This is a genomic window from Paraburkholderia sp. (assembly GCF_035656215.1).
Lineage (GTDB): Bacteria > Pseudomonadota > Gammaproteobacteria > Burkholderiales > Burkholderiaceae > Paraburkholderia.
Map to the genome: position 1 here is coordinate 1 of NZ_DASRSY010000197.1, position 18,787 is coordinate 18,787.

Consider the following 18,787-nt stretch of genomic DNA (forward strand, 5'->3'; position numbering starts at 1 on the left):
TGCGTTCATACATGCCCGACACCGTAACGACGCACGGATGCGCCAACTGCGGCGCCGCGGGAACCGGCATGCCGGCGAGGCGCGGCGTGCCGATCGTGCCGTTGCGCACCACACTCAGGCGTGCCTGCGGGATGCCGCGCCGCGCCATCGCCACACCCACGGCGTCGCTAACCGCCACCACGTGGTCACCGACACGCATCAGCGAGGCAGCCCGCTGGAACTCGTTGTGCACCGTCGTGATAAGCACGTAACGCCGCCGTAGCGCGCTAAGCCGCGCAATCAGCGCACCGGTCATCATGTGAGCGTGCACGACGTCGGGATCGACCTGCGCGACAAGGCGCCTGAAGCTAGCCACCATGCCCGGCAGGCGCGATGGCGTAGGCGATTGGGGAAGCAGCACGTGACGCACGCCGTGCCGCGCCAGCAGGCTTTCGAAACCGCCGCCCGCCGACGCCACCGTCACGTCGTGGCCGGCGCGTGCCTGCAAACACGCAAGATCGATCATCACGTTGACGATGCCGTTACCGATGCTTCGCGCGTGATTGGCGAGATGGATGATTTTCATGGGGTCCGCGCAACATCCGTTGAGTGAGGGGAAACCGCGGCGAGCGGCACCGTCTGCGGCGTGAAGCGATACATCAGCGCTTTGCCGTGTGCGTCTTCCTCGACCAGCACGAGGTATTCGCCCGACGCGAGGCGGTGAGCGGTAAGTGGCATCGGCACATCGATCCAGCCGCTCGTCGAGCCCACTTCCTTGCCCGGTTCGAGCCGGCCGACGTCGCGCCCGGTGGTCCGGTCGTAGACGCGCACGATCGCGCTTCGGGTTTCGATGGCGAAGACGTAGTCGCCCGCCACCGCGAAGCCGCTGATCGACGACCAGTCGGGCGCGCCGCGGTCGGGCAAGCCGATGATGTAACGCAGCACTGGCTTGCCGCTCTTCCAGTGGTCGTAACACGCCAGTTGCGAACCCGCGCCATTCCAGTTGTCCTGAACGAACGGATGCGCCGGTGTCGACCCGGAGACGAACATCGTGTCGTCGGCGGGGAAGTAATTCAGGCGTGCGATACGGTAGAACGGCGCGGGCGGCGGATATTGCCGCATCGCTGCGTAGCGGTAGATCGGATTTCCCACCCGGTCGAAACCCTGCAGCGGAAACGAGCGGATTCCCTGCGACTCGGTGCCCTGCCAGATATCGCCAAGGCTGTCGACCCACCACGCGCGCATCTGCGGCGCGTCGGTACTGCCGGTGTTCTGATCGAACGCGCGGGCGGAGAAGTCACCCTTGCCGGTCGCGTCGCGCCAGATCCATTCGCCTTGCGCTGGCTGGTTGGGCGGCCACGCGCCGTCGACGTGCGACTGCGCGAAGAGACCCGAAGGAATCGCCGTCTCGCGATCAGCGGTGAAACGATAAATGCGCAGGAACGATGAGTACATGTCCGTCGTAAAGAGCAGCCGGTGTCCATGAACATCACGCACGAGCGGCATGCCGCGCTGACCGCCCAGGTACAGATGAAAATACGGATCGTAGGGATAGCGGAAACGGTCGGCGGTGTAGCCGGCGTAAGACCACTCCTCCCCGACCGGGCGTGTCAGGTCGAGCGTGAAGCGCTTGCTGCCGCTATAGACCGAGGGCGGCTCGCCATCGACGAACTGCGCCCCATCGACGAACAACAGCCCTTGCAGACTGAAGCGCTGCTTGCCATCGGGCGCATAGCTCTCGATCAGCGCGCCGTCGTAGGTGCTCGGACCCGTGCCGATGGAACGCGGTCCCGCGCCGTTCATCGACACATAGATGTTGCCGGTCCGGTCCACGCCTACGCCGGTCAATCCATTGAAGCGCCGTGGCCCTGGCGCGCCGGCGCGGCCCGCGTAAATACCGCCCTCTTCTCCGAAGCTCGCCGACAGTTGCATACCTGCTCCCGGCTGCGCGGCGCCGGATGCCGTGACGCCAGAATTCACAGAATTTGCTGGATTCGCCGTGAAAATCAGAATCTGCTGGCGCGCGCCGTTGTCGGCGATCAGCAACCGTCCGCGTGTATCGACCGTCAGATCCGCGGGCACCACGCCGCGCGGCAATGCGAGCTCGCCAAGACGTGCGCCATCGCGCGCCCGGTGGACCACGCGCCCGGCGCCGTCGGTGCGGCTGTTCTCGACGATCCACAGCGAGCCATCGGGCGCGAGCGCGAGGCGCCCCGGTTCGTGGACCGGAAAACTGCCGACCGCCTGCATCGTTTGGGCGTCGAAGATCTGAACGCGGTTATCACGCTGATTCGACACGAAGAGGCGCGTCTCGTCCGCGGCGAGTCCGCGGATCGCGTAATCTTCCTTGCTCGAAAAAGTCGACACCAGCAGAAACGCCAGCCGGCTGCCGCCCGGCCAGCTCACCTGACCGGCGAACGGTACGCCGTCGCGGATATCGGCGCGGCTGCGGCGAGCGACGCCGGTCCACTGTTCGCCCTCGCGCGGCATGCGCCGGTGTTGGGTCATCTCGTTGCCGAGACTGACAACGGTTTGCGCGACGAACACGTATTCGTCGTTCACGGCGATTGCGTCGCCACCCATCATGCCCCAGCCGTGCGACTCGCCACCGTAGCGAATCAGTTGACCGTTACGGTACTGGCCGATCTCGCCGCCGCCTTCGTCCCAGGGCGCGTTCGTGAAGACGTCGCCATCCGGCGTGACGGCGAGCGCCTGCACGTCGATCTGCACCCAGCGATGATCCGCGTAGCCCCAGGTATTGCCAATCCACGAAGTGCGGTATGACAGAGACGGATGCGCGACAGCCGCGCGCGCTTCGGCTGCGGGCTTGCCGGCGGAAGCCACGAAGTTCGCACCCGGCGCAACCCGGGCAGTCTGCGCCGTCCCGAGTGTCGTGCCGCCGCCCGAATCGCTCGCCGCGATCAGCACGAGCACCGGCAACGCCAGTGCGGCGGCGCATACGAGGCGTTCGAAGGTTTTGCGTGCAAGACGTTGCATGATCTCTAACGCGTCAGAACGCGTCGATCGCTTCGCGGTAGATATGCGCGACCTGCGCGGCGACCACCGGCCGGTCGAAATGCCTGCGGGCATACGCGCGGCACGCCTGCGAGTCCGGCACCACGCGACGGCCAAGCAGGACTTCCGCGATGCCGTCGCCGATCGCCTTGAAGCCGCACGAGGGCAACACCAGCTCGGCCGATAACGGCGCGACCGCTTCTGGCAGACCACCCACCGGCGTCACCAGAACCGGCGTGCCGGCCGCGAGCGATTCGATCGTCGTGAGCCCGAAGCCTTCGAGCGACACTGTCGGCACCACTGTCATGTCGGCGGCGCGATACCACAGCGGCACCTTGTCGTCGGGCACGTAGCCGGCGACCCGAACGTGACGCTCGAGCCCGCGCGCGACGATGCGCGCCTGCAATTGCGCCTCCAGCGGCCCTTTGCCGGCGATCGTCAGGAGTACGTCGGGCAGCATGGGCTTGACGATGGCGATCGCATCGATCAGGTCCTCGAGTCCCATGCGCGATACCAGGCGCCGCATGCAGAACAGCAGTGGGCGGTCCAGCGGCAAACCGAGGCGCTCGCGTGCCTCCCGCTGCGTTACACGCGTGTCGAATTGCGCGACGTCGACGCAGCCAGGCACGACCCGGACGCGCTCGTCACGCACACCATAGGTCTCGCGCAAAATCTTCCCGAACGCCTGCGACAGCACGATGTGACGCGTGCCGCCCCGGTACACGAAGCGCTCGAGCGCGACACGCATCGCGCGCGACCAGCCACCGCCGCCACCCGGATACGACTCGGCGGCCCACGGTCCGTGAAAATGCACGACCTTCGGCACGCTTCTGAAAAGGCCCGCGGTCGGCGCGGCATAGAGCGCGAAATGCGTGGCGACGACGTCGGGCATCTTCGCCGCCCGCAGCGCACGCGATTGCGTGCGCGAGCCCCACAGACGCGCGCCGAGCGGTGCCTGCGCGCCGGCGAAGGCAAGCACGCTGCCGCCCGACGCGTCGAACACGCCGGGGGTGCCCGCCACCATCCCGCGAACATTGACGCCCTGTGCCGGCAGCGTATCGATCAGCGCCTTGAACATGCGATCGAGGCCGCCTGGCCGTTCGTTGAACCAGTGCATGCCGATCTGCAGCGAATCGATCGGCGCGCTCATAGTTCCACCGACGCGGTAGCACAGCCGGCAGGCAACGATTGCGCCGTGCGCCGCGCATGCACCTGCTCGTAGAGCGACAGATAGCGCTCCGCCATGGCCTGCCAGCTCAAGGTCCCAGCGACTTCGCGTGCCGCCTGCCCCAGGCGGTGGGCGTATTCGGGATCGCGCGCGAGGCGTTCGATCGCCGCGGCAAGCGCAACCGCATCGTTGGGATCGTCGAGCACGATGCCGCTTCTGGGTGAAATCACTTCAGCGCCACCCGCGGTACGTACGGTAATGACCGGCAATCCCGCAGCGAGTGCTTCGAGCAGCACCAGTCCCATCGGTTCGTAACGCGAGGGAAACACGAACGCATCGACCGAACGCATCAACGCGGGCATGTCCATCACCATGTCCGTGAAGTGGACCCGCTCCGTCAGCCCGAGCGAAGCCACCAGCGCCGGATACGGACTGTTGTGCAGAATTCCCGCTACCGCCAGATGCACGTTGGCCGAGGTATGCGCGAGCGCGTGCAACACCGTATCGAGATTCTTGCGCGACATGCGCAGGTCGCCTGCGAACAGGAGCATGAACGGCGCCGACGGCAAACCGAAGCGGCCCCGCTCAGGCGTACCGGGCGTGAATTCGTCGACATCGACGCCGTTATGAATCACTTGCACCTGCGCCGGCGCGATGCCGAGCGCGCGCACCTCGGCGGCGACCGTATGCGACACCGGCACGATGACCTCTGCATGCCGGAATGCCCATTTTTCGCAGCCGATATTCAACAACGTGTAGATGACCTGATACGCGTCGTAGAAGCTTCGTAGCAGGCGAAACGGATAGAAGCCGCAGCGATACCAGCCGTCATGAACGAAATGCGCCGCATTGATGTCGGCGCGCGCCCATGCAATGAAGCCGTTCACATGAATCACATCGAACTCCTGACGATGTGCACGGATCCACGCACCGCAACGCCACGCGAACATCTGGTACTGGGCGAGTTTGCCCGGCAGCCTGCTTTCGGCGATCTGCACGAAGCGCACGCGCGGGTGCTGCACCAGTTCCGGAGCAGCACCCGCGGCGAGCAGCGTTACCGAATGACCGGTCGCGAGCGCCGCCAGTACGATCTCGTAGTTGACGCGCCCTTGCCCATCGTTCTTACGCACGACATGAGTGACGATCAAAATCCGCATCCGGGTGTCCTTCATCTGGATATCTTTTAGGGTCGTGCCGGGGTCGCGGCGACCGCACGGTGGCGTTCACGCGCATAGCGCAGCGAAATCACCGGCAGGGTCACGCCGATAAAGAAAAACATTCCCGACACCGAGGTCAGCGTGTTGATGAAAACCATCATCGAGAAAATCGCCACGGCCACGCCGACGCCGGAGATCGCCAGCAGATCGGTCGGGTGCTGGCGGCTCGCGCGATACGCGCGCCACAGCAGCATGACGATGCCGGTGGTGTAGAGCAGCGTGCCTGGCCACCCCATCACGTAGGGCACCTCCATCAGGCCGCTGTCGAAATTGAGCATCGCCTGCGCGCCCTTGTCGTCGGACAGCTTGCTGCCAAGTCCGGTCGTGCCGAGCCCCTGGCCGGCAATATCGGTTAGCGCCGACGACATGAATGACTTGTAGAACTCCGCGCGCGCCTGGTAGCTATCGTCCTGGGCGAGATCCTGAATCGAGCTCAATCGCTGCATCACCGGCTCCGCGACCTGATCGATCATCATCAGCGGCGCGGCCACCACGGCCAGCCCGACCACGGCCGCCATCAGCCGCATACGGCTTTTGCCGTCGAGCATGGCGAAGGAATACACCAGCGCAATCGCGAAACCGCCCCACGTGCTGCGCGCACTGGTGAGCAGCAGCGCGGGAACTCCGACGCATCCGAGCACGATGCGCGCTTTACCGCGCGCGGCCAGCGACATCAGCAGAATCGTCATGAGCGTGACCGCGAACGGGCCGCACGAATTCATCGTGCTGCTCACACGCATGCCGAACGGCACCGGCTGCCCCTCGGACAGCATCTTCGAGGAGATCAGCCAGAACGCGTCCCACGGCATGGGCGAAACGAATTCGAGCAGACCGTACACGCTCATCAGGAGCCCGCCATAGACGAACGTCTTCAGCAGAACCCGGTGATAGTCCGGATAGTGACGCCATGTCACGGTGAGATAAAACGCCACCATCACGGGATACAGCCAGTTGATGAGCGTAAACGTCGCCGCCGCCGGACCGACCTGCGCCATGCCGACCACAAAGGCATAAAGCAGCGCGATGATGATCAACACCAGCGGCGCCGCACGGCGCTGCCCCAGCAACGACACATGCTTGAGCAAGGTCAGGCCGGTGAGCGCGACGGCGAGCAAGGTCGCCACCATGATGGGACTTTGCTGATTGAACGAGCCGTTGACGAAGTCCGCGAGACGCCGCACTTCCGGCGTCAGGAAAAACAACCAGCAGACGAAACCGATGTAATGCGCGGGCGAGCGCCGATACAACATCAACGCTACGCCGAACGCACCGAGCGGAAAGAAATATTCGACCAGCCTGCCTTGATGCAGAAGGATCAAGCCCAGGGTCACGGCAAACAGGAGCAACGGCAAGCTCAGTGGATAACGCAAGCCTTTGCGCCGCGTGCGCGCTGCGGATGCGGGACGTACCTGGGGCCGGCCCGGCACGTCCGGCGCAAACGCCGCACCAGGCAGAACCCGCGGCTGGCGCGGCGATGTCGGCCGTCCAACCTGCGTGGAAGGCGTGATCAGCATTCGCGCCATTACAGGAGCTCGAATGTGTTGACGAGCGCCATACCATCGCGCTCGCGGCGCCGCGTGCCGAAGAGCGGCTGGCTGCCGCGCACCTGGCGCGTCAAGCCGATAAACGGCACGCCATGTTCGAGGTACGGCCCTTCCGTCTTACGAAAGCCAAATTGCTCGTAGAAGTCGCGCAACCCGAGCGGTGCGCTCACGCGCGCAGCATGTCCCGGCCAACGCTCGGCGATCGCCTGCAGCACGCGTTCGAGCAATAGTTCGGCGGTGCCGTCGCCGCGCCGCAGCGGGCTCGTCAGCACCTTGTCGATGGTGATTTCCGGATCTTCGGCGTCGCCGGGTTGCAGGCGTGCGTAGGCCAGGACCGGCATGGGCCGTGCCATGTCCTCAACTGCGAAGACGTGCAGCGCGTTCTCGTCGTGACCGTCGGCATCAAGACAGACATGCGATTGCTCGACCACGAAGACCGCACTACGCGCCCGTAAGATCAGATACAACTCGCGTGCCGAAAGCTGCCCGAATTCCAGCGTTTTCCAGTTCATCACGTTCCCCAGCGGTAAATAAGTTCAGCGAGCACGGCATCGCACGCCGCCCTCGACGGCCTGGCTCAACATGCCGGCCTGTTGTCATGGCTACACGGTACGTCCGCGAAACGCGCGTTTCCGTGCGCCATCGCACTGACGCTGGGCTTTGACAATTCTTAAATACGAGGCGTCGGAGCACAGCGCCGCAGGAAACCGTAGAAAACGGTCTCAGGGCACCGTGCAAGCGCGGCAACGATGCGCGCCCATCCGCCATCAGACGCGCCGCGATGACGCCACGCGCTGCGATAAACGCCAAAAACGACGATGTCCGTTCGTTTTACGACAGCAACACCCGAGAGACCGTTGACCAACAAGGGGGCACCTCAACATGAAAACCGCACTGCGACGCATCCTTTCCGAATCGGCCCGCCTCGACGTCCCGCCGGACGCCCTGGCTGATGACGCCGATCTGTACGCCGCGGGCCTGTCCTCGCTCGCCACAGTGCATCTGATGCTGGCCATCGAAGATGAATTCGACATCGAAATTCCGGACCGCATGCTGACGCGCCGGTTGTTCTCCAGCATCGATTCGATGGCCGCCGCGGTCGCCGAGCTGCAACGGGCGAAGGCGGCAGCATGAACGCCCCATTGCTGGACACGGCCGCGGTGGCGGCGCCGCTCGCCGGCGCCGATGCGGCGCAACCCGCCGGTGCGGCGGTCGTGCTAAGCGCGGTGGAAACCGAACCCGGCTGGCGCGCCGCGGCGCAGCGCTGCGCCGCCGTGGCCGCCCAGTTCGCCGATTCGGTGGACCGCGAAGCGCGCTTCCCCATTGAGGCTTTCGACGCGCTCAAGCACGAACATCTGCTGTCGGCGATGGTGCCGGCCGCGTTTGGCGGCGCGGGGCTCTCGCTCGCGGATGTCGGCGCAATCTGCGACACGCTCGCGCAGGGCTGCGCCTCCACTGCGATGGTGTATGCAATGCATCAGATCCAGGTGGCCTGCATCGAGGCGCACGGCAGCGAGTCGGCGTGGCATCGACAATTGCTCGCGCAACTCGTCGAGCATCAATGGCTGCTGGCTTCGGCGACCTCCGAGGAGACCATCGGCGGCAATATGCGCACCAGCGCCTGCTCGGTCGAACTCGACGGCGAGCCAGGCACGCAGCGGTTTCGCATCGAAAAGCTCGCGCCGACGATCTCCTACGGCGCACACGCCGACGGGATTCTGGTCACCGCGCGCCGCACCGCCGAGTCGGCCGCGGCCGACCAGGTGCTGATCGTCGCGTTACGCGAAGAAACGCAACTGGAAAAGCGCGGCGGCTGGGATTCGATGGGCATGCGCGGCACCTGCAGCGAGGGCTTCCGGCTCGTCGCCACCGGTCTCGCCGAGCAGATCCTGCCGACACCCTTCGCCGATATCGCCGATCAGACCATGCTGCCGGTCTCGCATACGCTGTGGGCCTCCGTATGGACGGGCGTCGCCAGCGACGCGGTGAATCGCGCGAAAGCCTTCTTCCGTGCGCAGGCCCGCTCGAAGCCCGGCTCGATTCCGCCGGCCGGCCTGCGCCTCGCCGAAGCGGTCGGCCTACTGCAGATGATGCAGGCGCGCCTGTCGGTCGCGCTCGAAGCGGCGCGCACCGCGCACCACGCGAAACACGGCGGCTGCCAGGCCGATGCGCCGCTCTCAGCCATGCTCGGCTTCGCCTCCGACATGAACACCCTGAAAACCAGCATCTCGACCACCGCGCTGCAAGTCGTACAGGAGGTGCTGATGATCTGCGGCATGGCAGGCTACAAGAACGGCACGGAATACAGCGTGGGACGGCATCTGCGCGACCTCTACTCCGCGCCGCTGATGATCAACAACGACCGTATCGCGCAGAACACTGCGAGCCTGTTGCTCGCCCAGCGTCCTGCCGCCCCGGGGAGAGCCTGACATGAACACCATGACCGATACCGCCGCGCTGGCAGCCGCAACGGCCGCTGCCGCTCAGGGATCCGCGACGCCGACGTTCCGCGACGAACTGCTGGCCGCGGGCCTGCTGATCGATACCGGCGAAAACGGCCTGTACGGCCGCAGCCAGATTTTCGAAGACGTGGTCGATCGCCTGAACGTGGCAATCACACATCTCGGTGCCGACCAGCAGCCGGAAGTGCTGCGCTTTCCGCCCGCCATGCGCCGCACCGACTTCGAAGACAGCGAATATCTGAAGAGCTTTCCGAACCTCGCTGGCACGATCCATTCGTTCTGCGGCAACGACATGGGCCACCAGCGCCTGTTGCGCGCACTCGACGACGCGATAACCGAAAGCGACGACGAACGCAGCGAAGAATGGATGGCGCAGCAAAAACCGACCCGCGTGGTGCTGACGCCAGCCGCCTGCTATCCGATCTATCCGGTGATGGCGCGGCGCGGTCCGCTCCCCGCCGACGGCCGAACCATCGACGTGCTGTCGTATTGCTTCCGCCACGAACCCTCGCTCGATCCGGGTCGCATGCAGATGTTCCGGCAGCGTGAATACGTGCGCCTCGGCAGCGCCGACCAGGTGATGGCGTTCCGGCAAATGTGGGTCGAACGCGGCTCACTGCTGATTACGCTGCTGCAACTGCCGGTGGAAGTGGATCTCGCGAACGACCCGTTCTTCGGCCGCGGCGGCAAGATCGTCGCCGATAGCCAGCGTGCTCAGGCGCTCAAGTTCGAACTGCTGATTCCGGTGGCCGACCCGCGCGGCAAGACGGCGTGCCTGTCGTTCAACTATCACATGGAGCACTTCGGCGCGATCTGGAAGATTGCGTGCGAAGACGGCGCGGTGGCGCATACGGGTTGCGTGGGCTTTGGCATGGAACGCATTACGCTGGCGCTATTCCGTCATCACGGGCTCGACGTCAACGCATGGCCTGACGACGTGCGCGCGCTGCTATGGGGCGACACCGAGGCGCGCGTGGCACAGGGCATGCAGTCCATGCAACCGGCTTCCACGGTGGCTGCAGAGGGTGCCGGAGACAGCGCATGAATCCATCCGTGATCCCTGTGCCGAAGGGCGTGCAATCCACCTTCCCGATGCCCCGCCGGCTCGACTTGCCAGCTCAGGGCGGCGTGGCCGCGCCCGCAACGGCGCTGCGTCAGCATGCACCGCACGCGCTGCATCAAGGCGAGCGCGTCTGGCAGGAGACCAACTGCTACGTCGATCTGTGGATCGAACTGCTGCACGGCTTCGGGCTCGATCCGCGCGCGGCGTTCGGGTTTACCGTCACGCAGGACTTCGAAGGCGATCAGTTCACGTTCTTCAAATTCCCGCTCGAAGACCTCGAGCGGCTTTACGGCACCCAGGTGCAGGAACTGGCGATCTACGACTCGCTCGAAGCCCGCGTGCTCGCGCAGACCTTGCGCGGCCATACCGTGCTGGTAGAAGTGGACGGCTATTACCTGCCGAATACGCGTGCCACGTCGTATCGGCGTGAGCATCCGAAAACCACGGTGGGGATCGACTTCATCGATCCGCCGGCGCGCCGCCTCGGCTATTTTCACAACACCGGCTATCACCTGCTCGACGGCGAAGACTACGACGGCGTGTTTCGCAAGCTGCCGCAATTCGCGCAGCAACCGGATCTGCTGTTTCCGTATGTCGAATTCGCCAAGCAGACGCGGCCCGCACTGGAAGGCACCGCGCTCGCCGAAGCATCGGCGGAATTGTTGTGTGCCCATCTGGGCCGGCGGCCGCTGACGAATCCGATCTCGCAATGGCGCGCGGCGTTTCCCGCGCATCTCGACATGCTGCTCGAACGCGGTGAGGCGTTCTTCCATCCGTACTCGTTCAACCTGATGCGGCAGCTCGGCGCGAACTTCGAATTTCTCTCGAAGTATCTGCTGTGGCTCTCAGCACAAGGCTTCGAGGTGCCGGCGTCGATCCCGGCGGCGGCGCAGAGTATCGCGTCGGAGTCGATGGTGATGCAGTTCCGGCTCGTGCGGGCCATCGCGCGCGGACGCCGCGATTCGTGTGAAGACTGCTTCGACATGCTCGAAAGTGCCTATGAAAAGACGCTGCCGCCACTCGCCGCGCTTGTGCTGTGACGAGCTCGTTTCGAGCTTCAGGAAATCGCCGTGAATGCGCTGACGACTGACCGGGTACCGGATGAAGGTGGGTCGCTTCCGGGTGCTTTCGCTGAGACAGCGGAGACGGCTGCCGAAGCTGCCGAAGCTGCCGAAGCTGCCGAAGCTGCCGGCATTATCGCGGCCGTTGCAGCGGCCAACGCTATACCCCAGGACATCTGGCCGCAGCAACTCGACACGGGCTGGCAGTGCGTCAGCACGCCGGCCAGTGCATGCGCGTCGCCCGCCGACCTGCCCGCGCAGGGCTGGCTCGCCGCGCAAGTACCCGGTACGGTGGCGAGCGCGCGCCGTGCCGCGGGCCTGCTGGACATAACCCATCCGCCGCCGCTCGCTTTCGAGGATCACTGGTACCGGCTCACGCTAACCGGCACAGGCAAACGCCGCTTGCGCCTGCATGGCCTCGCCACGCTGGCCGAAGTCTGGCTCGACGGCGTCAAGCGCCTCGACTCCGATTCGATGTTCGTCGCGCACGATCTCGACATTGAACTGCACGGCAGCGCGACACTCGCGCTGTGCTTTCGCTCGCTGACTCCGGCACTGGCGGCAAAACGCTCACGCGCCCGCTGGCGGCCGCGGCTCGTCACGCCATCCACCTTGCGCAACGTGCGCACCACCCTGCTCGGCCATATGCCCGGATGGTGTCCATCGGTGCAAGCGGTCGGCCCCTGGCGGCCAATTGAATTGTTGAGTGACGCGCCGCACGCATTCGACACGATTGATCTGACAAGCCGCCTCGAAGACGACAACGGCGTTGTTTCGCTCACGCTACATTTCGTTCATCCGCACGACGTCGACACGTGTACAGCCTCGTTGAATTGCGGCGGCTCTGTTTCGTCTTTGCAATGGCGCGATGCATATACACTGACCGGCAGCGTCTGCGTCCCGCATGCTGAACGCTGGTGGCCACACACGCACGGCAATCCCACTTTATATCCTCTGACGTTGCAGCTTGATGACGAGCGCGCGATTTCCTATCCATTGGGATCGATCGGCTTTCGCAGCATCGAAGTGGATCGCGGTGCGGACTGCGCGGGCTTCGCATTGCGCGTAAATGGCACGCCCGTGTTTTGTCGCGGCGCCTGCTGGACCAGCGCGGATCTCGTCACGCTGACCGGCACCGAGACGCAACTGCGCCACACCTTCGCGCTCGCCCGCGATGCGGGAATGAACATGCTGCGGGTAAGCGGCACGATGGTGTACGAGTCCAACGCGTTCTATGCGCTTGCTGACGAGTATGGCCTGCTCGTCTGGCAAGACTTCGCATTGGCGAATTTCGACTACCCGAACGATGCCGCCTTCAGCGCTTCCATCGAGCGCGAAGCGACGCAATTTCTGACCCGCACGCGGCGCTTTGCATCCCTCGCAGTGCTATGCGGCGGCAGCGAAGTCGACCAGCAGGCCGCCATGTTCGGCCTGCCCGCTTCGATGCGCGCGCAACCAATATTTACCGAACAGCTACCCGCGATCGCCGCGCGCGAGCGGTCCGACGTACCGTATGTGAGCAACTCGCCCTCAGGCGGCGCGTGGCCGTTTTCAACTAATGAGGGCGTTACTCACTACTACGGCGTGGGCGCCTATCAACGCCCGCTCGACGACGTGCGTCGCTCGCAGGTACGTTTCGCCGCCGAATGCCTCGCGTTCGCCAACGTACCCGACGACGCCACCTTGCACGACGCGCTCGGCACGATCCATCTGCACGACCCGCGCTGGAAAGCGGCCGTACCGCGCGACCCCGGCGCCGGCTGGGATTTCGACGACGTGCGCGACCATTATCTTCAGACGCTCTACGGTGTCGAGCCGGCGCGGCTGCGTTACGAAGACCCTGAGCGCTATCTGGATCTGTCGCGCGCGGTGGTCGCCGACCTGATGGCCGACGTGTTCGCCGAATGGCGGCGCGCCGGCTCGACGTGCAGCGGCGCGCTGGTCTGGCAGCTCCAGGATCTGCGCCCCGGCGCAGGCTGGGGCTTGATCGACGCCACAGGACGGCCTAAAAGCGCCCTGCACGGGCTCGCGCGCACGCTGCAACCCGTCCAGCTGGTCATCACCGACGAAGGCCTCAACGGCCTCGATATCCACCTGCTGAACGAACGTGCGGAGCCGTTGCACGCGCAACTGGAATTGGTCTGCCTGCGCGACGGCAGCGTCAAGGTGGCGTCGGCCAGCCGCGCGGTCGAACTGGCGCCGCGCAGCACGCAACGTATCGGCGCGGCGGAGTGCCTCGGCCAGTTCTTCGACTTCACGCACGCATACCGCTTCGGCCCGCGTGCCCACGACGTCACAATTGCGACACTGCGCGATCCGGCGAGCGGCAGGATCGTTTCAGAAGCGGTTCTGCCGGAGCGGCGTGCCGGCGAGCGTCACGACCTCGGCCTGACAGTCCGCGCCGAGCGCACAACCGATGGCTGGCAACTGATCATCGAAGCGAAACGCTTTGCGCGCTTCGTTCATATTATTGACACGCATTACCGTGCCGCACACGACTGGTTTCATCTACCGCCGGACCGCCCCTGTGTCGTGCCGCTCGTCGCCATTGAGAAACTCGTTGTGCACGCATCCAACGCGGCGTTTAAAGCTGACGCAACATGCGAGGCACCCGCCGGGGAAGTGCGCGCGATCAATGCGATATCAGCCACCTTCTACGGTTGATTGTCGTCCCTGAACGAGCCACCCCCTCGCAAGCCGCATAAAACCTCGCTCTGCGCGAATCCGCCTGTCTGGTCTACAGAATCACTGTTGGGTTTTTTACGACTTCCCAATCGTCAAAACGGACGCTTCGTACGGCACCGTACGCAACGTATAGAACACATCTGAATCAATTCCGGCACATCTTGGACGGCCCCCAACAACGCGCGCGCAAGGGCTATTTCATCTCTGAGACACCCCTGCAAAGATATGCTGATCAGCTGTTAATCCAACACGATCAAGGACTTGGCTCGAATAAAAATACCCTTCGACGAAGGGGTGCGTTAAGCAGGCGTTGTACAGAATTGAAACAAAAAGCCACGTTTGGCCTCGCGCGCCGCCAAGGCTTTGTTCGTTGCGCCGCACCAGCACTCGTTTCTCCTATGGCTGGCACGCTCCTCGCTAAAGAGAAAGCGCAACATCGCGTCGCTGCAACGATATCTACAAAGACCGCCGCGACGCATCAGGCCAATACGGGGCCGTTCCTGTTCATCCCTCGCTGCTCGCCAGGCAGCACGTTGTTTATTCAAGGATGCGGGCATCGGATCAAAAACACGAAGTCACGCAGCGCGCGGCTTCAGCGAGGACCGATCATGTTGACTCTTCAATCAGACCTGCACGGCAACCATTTGCTCGGCGCATTGCCGTCACACGAATGGCAAGCACTTGCCCCTCATCTCGAACTGGTTCATCTGCGCACCGAGCAGTTGCTGTGCGATTCAGGTCAACGCATCCACCATGTCTACTTCCCGACCACTGCGATCATCTCGATGCTCTCGACGATGGAAGACGGCAGCTCCGTCGAAATCGCCGCGGTCGGCCGCGAAGGCATGACCGGCGTGCCGGTGCTTACCGGCGGCGAAACCATGCCGAACCGTGTGCAGGTGCAATGCGCCGGCTTCGCCTACCGGATGAGCGCACAGGCGCTCAAGCAGCAATTCGCACGCTCCGACTTCCTGCGCCGCCTGATGCTGCTGTATATGCACGCTCTGCTCACGCAAGTCGCGCAAACCGCCGCCTGCAATCGCCACCACGCGTTGAACAAGCAGTTGTGCCGGTGGCTGCTGATCGAGGTGGACCGCGTGGCATCGAACGAGCTGACGGTCACTCAACAACTGATCGCCGACATGCTCGGCGTGCGCCGCGAAGGCATTACTGAAGCGGCCGGCAAGTTGCACGACGAAGGCCTCATTCATCACAGCCGCGGCCACATCAGGATCCTCGATCGCAAAGGTCTCGAAGCGCGCGCCTGCGAATGCTACGGCCTCGTCAAGCGCGAATTCGACCGCCTGCTGCCGCGCCTGCGTCAGGCTGAAACCGTCGAATAAGCAGTCAACCACAGGCTGCATCGTTCGATTACAGGGTAGATCATCATGTTCAGGAATACTGCGCGATGTCTCGACGCACTCTTTGTGATTGCGGGCGGGCTGCTCGCTCACGGGATGCGCTTTTCGACGCCGATTGCATTGTCGGACACCGAGCGTCTTCTGATCGCCTTCAACTGCGTACTCGTGCTGCTGATGTTTCCCGGCTTCGGCGTCTATGAAACGTGGCGCGGCAAGGCGCTGCCTTCCATGCTGTTGAGAGTGGCCGCCGCGTGGCTGGTGGTAGTCGCCGCCGCCCTCGTGCTGGCGTTCACCTTGCACCGCATGGATGCCGTTTCGCGGCTGTGGTTCGGTTACTCGACGCTGATCTCCGGGGCCCTGATCATCCTCACCAAGTGCTTCGTGCACGTGGCGCTGCGCAGTGTGCGCCGGCGCGGCATGAACTTCCGCACGGTCGCGATCGTCGGCGCGCCCGGTTTTTCGCGCACGCTGCTCGCGCATCTGGACCGTGCACCGCAAGCCGGCTTCAGGCCGGTCTGCGTTTTCGACACCAGTATCGAAGCGGCCGGCACGTACGGCACGCGCCTCAATCGCCTGCCGGTGCTGACCGATCTGAATGCGTTCGCCGCGAAGGTGCGCGAAGAACATGTGAACGAAGTGTGGCTCGCGTTGCCGCTTTCGGAAGAACATACGATTTATCGCTTCACGCGTACGTTCAGACATGACTTCGTGAATTTGCGCTTCATCCCCGATGTACGCAGCCTCTCGCTGTTCAACCACGCACTGGTCGATGTCGTCGGTTTACCGACACTCAATCTGAGCGCCACGCCCGTCTCGCCGCCGCAGATGTGGCCCAAGCTGATCTTCGACCGCCTGTTCGCGGCGGCCGCGCTGCTGGCGCTCGCGCCCGTGTTCATCGTGCTCGCGATCGCCATCAAGCTGAGCTCGCCAGGGCCGGTGTTCTTCCGCCAGACCCGCAAGGGTGTGGACGGCCAGCCGTTCGCGATCTACAAGTTCCGTTCGATGACCGTGCACCACGAAGCGCACGGCCAGGTCACGCAGGCCGCGCGCAACGACGTGCGCATCACGAAACTCGGCGGCTTCATGCGCCGCACCAGTCTCGACGAACTGCCGCAATTCCTGAATGTGCTGCTCGGCCAGATGTCGGTGGTCGGTCCGCGCCCCCATGCCGTCGAACACGACGATCTCTACAAGGATCAGGTGTACGGCTATATGAACCGCTACCGGATCAAGCCGGGTATTACCGGCTGGGCGCAGGTGAACGGCTATCGCGGCGCCACCACCAAGGTCGAAAAGATGGAGACGCGCGTCAAGTTCGATCTCTTCTACATCCATAACTGGTCGTTCTGGTTCGACATGAAAATCGTATTCGTCACGATTTTCAAGGGTTTCGTCGGCCGCAACGCATTCTGACCATGCCACTCCGGGAACCGTTTGTGAAAGTCTCCGTGATCGTGCCGACGTACCGGCGCACCGCCGACCTCGCACGCTGCCTCGCGGCACTCGACGCGCAGGAGCGCCGTGCCGACGAAGTGATCGTGATCGCCCGGCACGACGATTACGCGACACTCGACTGGCTGCGCACGCGCGAAACGAGCCGGCCCGACCCGCGCCGCTGGATCGTGCTGGTGCATAAACCGGGCGTGGTCGCGGCCTACAACCTCGGCGTCGAAAGCGCAAGCGGCGACGTGCTCTGCTTTACCGACGACGATGCCGCGCCGCATTCCGACTGGATCACACGGATCGCGCGTGCGTTCGAAAGCGATCCGGCACTCGGCGGCCTGGGTGGACGCGATATCGTGCATGAACGCACTGGCATTCTGCAGGGGCAGAAACCGCGCGTGGGCCTCGTGCGCTGGTATGGCCGGACCATCGGCAATCACCATATCGGCCACGGCGCGGCACGCGAAGTCCAGGTGCTCAAGGGCGTCAACATGGCGTTTCGCCGCGAGGCGATCGGCACGCTGCGCTTTGACTCCCGCTTGCGCGGCACCGGCGCGCAGGTTCACTGCGAGATGGCCTTCAGTCTGGACGTGCAGCGGCGCGGCTGGACCCTGATTTACGACCCGTCGCTGCTGGTGGAGCACTTCCCGGCCCAGCGCAGCGACGAAGACCAGCGCTTCACATTTAACGACGCCGCTTTCTATAACGCGTCATTCAATCTCCGACTCATCATGTGCGAATACCTGACGCCACCCGGCCGATGGGCGTTCGTCGTTTACTCGACGCTGATCGGCGATCGCGCGGACCCGGGGTTCCTGCGCGCATTGTCGTTGGCATTCGAGCGCGGCGGCGTGGCACTCGCGCTTCGCAAATGGAGAGTGGGTTTACGCGCAATGCGCGGGGCATGGCAGGAGGCGGCGCGCTGATCGATCAGCGCGCCGTTTCACGCGAGGGACCACCAAAATGACTATCAAAACGATTGCCGCCGGGCTCGCGGCCGCATCTCTATGCGCCTGTTCACTGGCGCCAGGACCCTATCTGGACACCAGGCGGCTGGAGCCGCCTGCTCCGCCGGAGCAGACCGCGGAGAAGTTTCCGGTACACACGATCGACGTCGGCTATTTTCGCCAGCAACGCGCGGCCGCCATACCGGCCGTCTGCCCACTGTCATGCCTGACGGCGAAGACGCGCGGCGCTTACGACTACCGGCTCGGCATCAGCGACCAGTTGAGCATCATCGTCTGGGATCACCCGGAACTGACCGGCGGCGGCGCAGGCGTGAATGTGCCCCCGCTTCCCTCCGCCAGCAGCGGCTCGACGCCCTCGCCCGGCCCCACGCAGACGCAAGGCGCGACACCGATCGCGCCGACGCTGACGGGTGGCGGCGAAGGCGGACTGACTGTGCGGGTCGCCAATAACGGCACGATCTTTTTCCCGCGCGTAGGCCGTATCAAGGTGCTCGGCATGACCGCGCAGCAGGTCCAGGAGTCGCTGACGAAGGGGCTTTCGAGGACGATTCGTAATCCTCAACTCGACGTGCGCGTGTCGGGCTTTAACAGCCAGTCGGTGCAGGCGACCGGCAATCTACGCACGCCCGCCTCCGAAGCCATTACCGATACGCCGCTGACCGTGCTCGATGCGATCAATCGCGCGGGCGGCGCGCTGCCTGACGCGGACCTGCAGAACGTCGGCGTGACGCGTGACGGCAAGCGCTACACGGTCGATGTCGCCGCACTGCTCGAAACCGGCGATCCGCAACAGAACGTATTGCTGAAAGACGGCGACATCA

General features: G+C 64.4%; 15 protein-coding genes. 9 read left to right on the plus strand and 6 right to left on the minus strand.

The annotated features are described in order from the left end of the window. The 6 genes from VFE81_RS11160 to VFE81_RS11185 form a co-directional block, all read right to left on the minus strand. On the minus strand, positions 1 to 565 hold a 565-nt coding region (locus VFE81_RS11160; RefSeq protein WP_325044654.1), incomplete at its 3' end, for a glycosyltransferase. Further along, on the minus strand, positions 562 to 2,976 hold the full coding sequence (locus tag VFE81_RS11165; RefSeq protein ID WP_325044655.1) for a hypothetical protein: 2,415 nt from the start codon (positions 2,974 to 2,976) through the stop codon (positions 562 to 564). The genes VFE81_RS11160 and VFE81_RS11165, both read right to left, overlap by 4 nt. Before the next feature lie 13 nt (positions 2,977 to 2,989). Continuing rightward, positions 2,990 to 4,144, minus strand: a complete 1,155-nt coding sequence (locus VFE81_RS11170) for a glycosyltransferase family 4 protein (RefSeq protein WP_325044656.1) — start codon at positions 4,142 to 4,144, stop codon at positions 2,990 to 2,992. Continuing rightward, positions 4,141 to 5,319 (minus strand): glycosyltransferase family 4 protein, encoded by a 1,179-nt coding sequence (locus VFE81_RS11175; RefSeq protein ID WP_325044666.1) that lies wholly within the window; start codon positions 5,317 to 5,319, stop codon positions 4,141 to 4,143. The genes VFE81_RS11170 and VFE81_RS11175 overlap by 4 nt, the downstream gene beginning before the upstream one ends. Before the next feature lie 26 nt (positions 5,320 to 5,345). Further along, the gene (locus tag VFE81_RS11180) at positions 5,346 to 6,902 is read right to left on the minus strand and encodes a hypothetical protein (protein ID WP_325044657.1); all 1,557 of its coding nucleotides are present in this window, start codon (positions 6,900 to 6,902) and stop codon (positions 5,346 to 5,348) included. Continuing rightward, entirely contained in the window at positions 6,902 to 7,435 is a 534-nt protein-coding gene (locus VFE81_RS11185) for a GNAT family N-acetyltransferase (protein WP_325044658.1), read from the minus strand. The genes VFE81_RS11180 and VFE81_RS11185 overlap by 1 nt, the downstream gene beginning before the upstream one ends. Before the next feature lie 370 nt (positions 7,436 to 7,805). Here VFE81_RS11185 and VFE81_RS11190 point away from each other — a divergent pair, with 370 nt between their 5' ends. From VFE81_RS11190 to VFE81_RS11230, 9 genes are all read left to right on the plus strand, one after another. Further along, positions 7,806 to 8,057: an acyl carrier protein gene (locus VFE81_RS11190; protein WP_325044659.1), complete on the plus strand. Its 252-nt coding sequence runs from the start codon at positions 7,806 to 7,808 to the stop codon at positions 8,055 to 8,057. Then, positions 8,054 to 9,352: an acyl-CoA dehydrogenase family protein gene (locus VFE81_RS11195; protein ID WP_325044660.1), complete on the plus strand. Its 1,299-nt coding sequence runs from the start codon at positions 8,054 to 8,056 to the stop codon at positions 9,350 to 9,352. The genes VFE81_RS11190 and VFE81_RS11195 overlap by 4 nt, the downstream gene beginning before the upstream one ends. Position 9,353: 1 nt before the next feature. Continuing rightward, on the plus strand, positions 9,354 to 10,430 hold the full coding sequence (locus tag VFE81_RS11200) for an amino acid--[acyl-carrier-protein] ligase (protein WP_325044661.1): 1,077 nt from the start codon (positions 9,354 to 9,356) through the stop codon (positions 10,428 to 10,430). After that, positions 10,427 to 11,488 (plus strand): DUF1839 family protein, encoded by a 1,062-nt coding sequence (locus VFE81_RS11205; protein ID WP_414695580.1) that lies wholly within the window; start codon positions 10,427 to 10,429, stop codon positions 11,486 to 11,488. The genes VFE81_RS11200 and VFE81_RS11205 overlap by 4 nt, the downstream gene beginning before the upstream one ends. A gap of 30 nt (positions 11,489 to 11,518) precedes the next feature. Next, complete coding sequence (locus VFE81_RS11210; protein WP_325044662.1) at positions 11,519 to 14,173, plus strand: glycosyl hydrolase 2 galactose-binding domain-containing protein; 2,655 nt, start codon at positions 11,519 to 11,521, stop codon at positions 14,171 to 14,173. 629 nt (positions 14,174 to 14,802) lie between these two features. Further along, positions 14,803 to 15,537 (plus strand): Crp/Fnr family transcriptional regulator, encoded by a 735-nt coding sequence (locus VFE81_RS11215; protein WP_325044668.1) that lies wholly within the window; start codon positions 14,803 to 14,805, stop codon positions 15,535 to 15,537. Between the two features lie 45 nt (positions 15,538 to 15,582). Continuing rightward, entirely contained in the window at positions 15,583 to 16,968 is a 1,386-nt protein-coding gene (locus VFE81_RS11220) for an undecaprenyl-phosphate glucose phosphotransferase (protein ID WP_325044663.1), read from the plus strand. A gap of 2 nt (positions 16,969 to 16,970) precedes the next feature. Then, positions 16,971 to 17,924 carry a glycosyltransferase family 2 protein gene (locus VFE81_RS11225; RefSeq protein ID WP_325044664.1) on the plus strand — a complete coding sequence of 318 codons (954 nt, stop codon included), beginning with the start codon at positions 16,971 to 16,973 and terminating at the stop codon, positions 17,922 to 17,924. Positions 17,925 to 17,961: 37 nt separating this feature from the next. Next, positions 17,962 to 18,787, plus strand: an 826-nt coding sequence (locus tag VFE81_RS11230) for a polysaccharide biosynthesis/export family protein (protein ID WP_325044665.1), incomplete at its 3' end; no start/stop codon positions are given.

Bases quoted from the DNA above. Each gene is read 5' to 3' on its own strand.
- VFE81_RS11225 (WP_325044664.1), top strand. From the start codon at position 16,971: ATGCCACTCCGGGAACCGTTTGTGAAAGTCTCCGTGATCGTGCCGACG.
- VFE81_RS11220 (WP_325044663.1), top strand. From the start codon at position 15,583: ATGTTCAGGAATACTGCGCGATGTCTCGACGCACTCTTTGTGATTGCG.
- VFE81_RS11170 (WP_325044656.1), bottom strand. From the start codon at position 4,144: ATGAGCGCGCCGATCGATTCGCTGCAGATCGGCATGCACTGGTTCAAC.
- VFE81_RS11205 (WP_414695580.1), top strand. From the start codon at position 10,427: ATGAATCCATCCGTGATCCCTGTGCCGAAGGGCGTGCAATCCACCTTC.
- VFE81_RS11215 (WP_325044668.1), top strand. From the start codon at position 14,803: ATGTTGACTCTTCAATCAGACCTGCACGGCAACCATTTGCTCGGCGCA.
- VFE81_RS11190 (WP_325044659.1), top strand. From the start codon at position 7,806: ATGAAAACCGCACTGCGACGCATCCTTTCCGAATCGGCCCGCCTCGAC.
- VFE81_RS11185 (WP_325044658.1), bottom strand. From the start codon at position 7,435: ATGAACTGGAAAACGCTGGAATTCGGGCAGCTTTCGGCACGCGAGTTG.
- VFE81_RS11175 (WP_325044666.1), bottom strand. From the start codon at position 5,319: ATGCGGATTTTGATCGTCACTCATGTCGTGCGTAAGAACGATGGGCAA.
- VFE81_RS11165 (WP_325044655.1), bottom strand. From the start codon at position 2,976: ATGCAACGTCTTGCACGCAAAACCTTCGAACGCCTCGTATGCGCCGCC.
- VFE81_RS11195 (WP_325044660.1), top strand. From the start codon at position 8,054: ATGAACGCCCCATTGCTGGACACGGCCGCGGTGGCGGCGCCGCTCGCC.
- VFE81_RS11200 (WP_325044661.1), top strand. From the start codon at position 9,354: ATGAACACCATGACCGATACCGCCGCGCTGGCAGCCGCAACGGCCGCT.
- VFE81_RS11180 (WP_325044657.1), bottom strand. From the start codon at position 6,902: ATGGCGCGAATGCTGATCACGCCTTCCACGCAGGTTGGACGGCCGACA.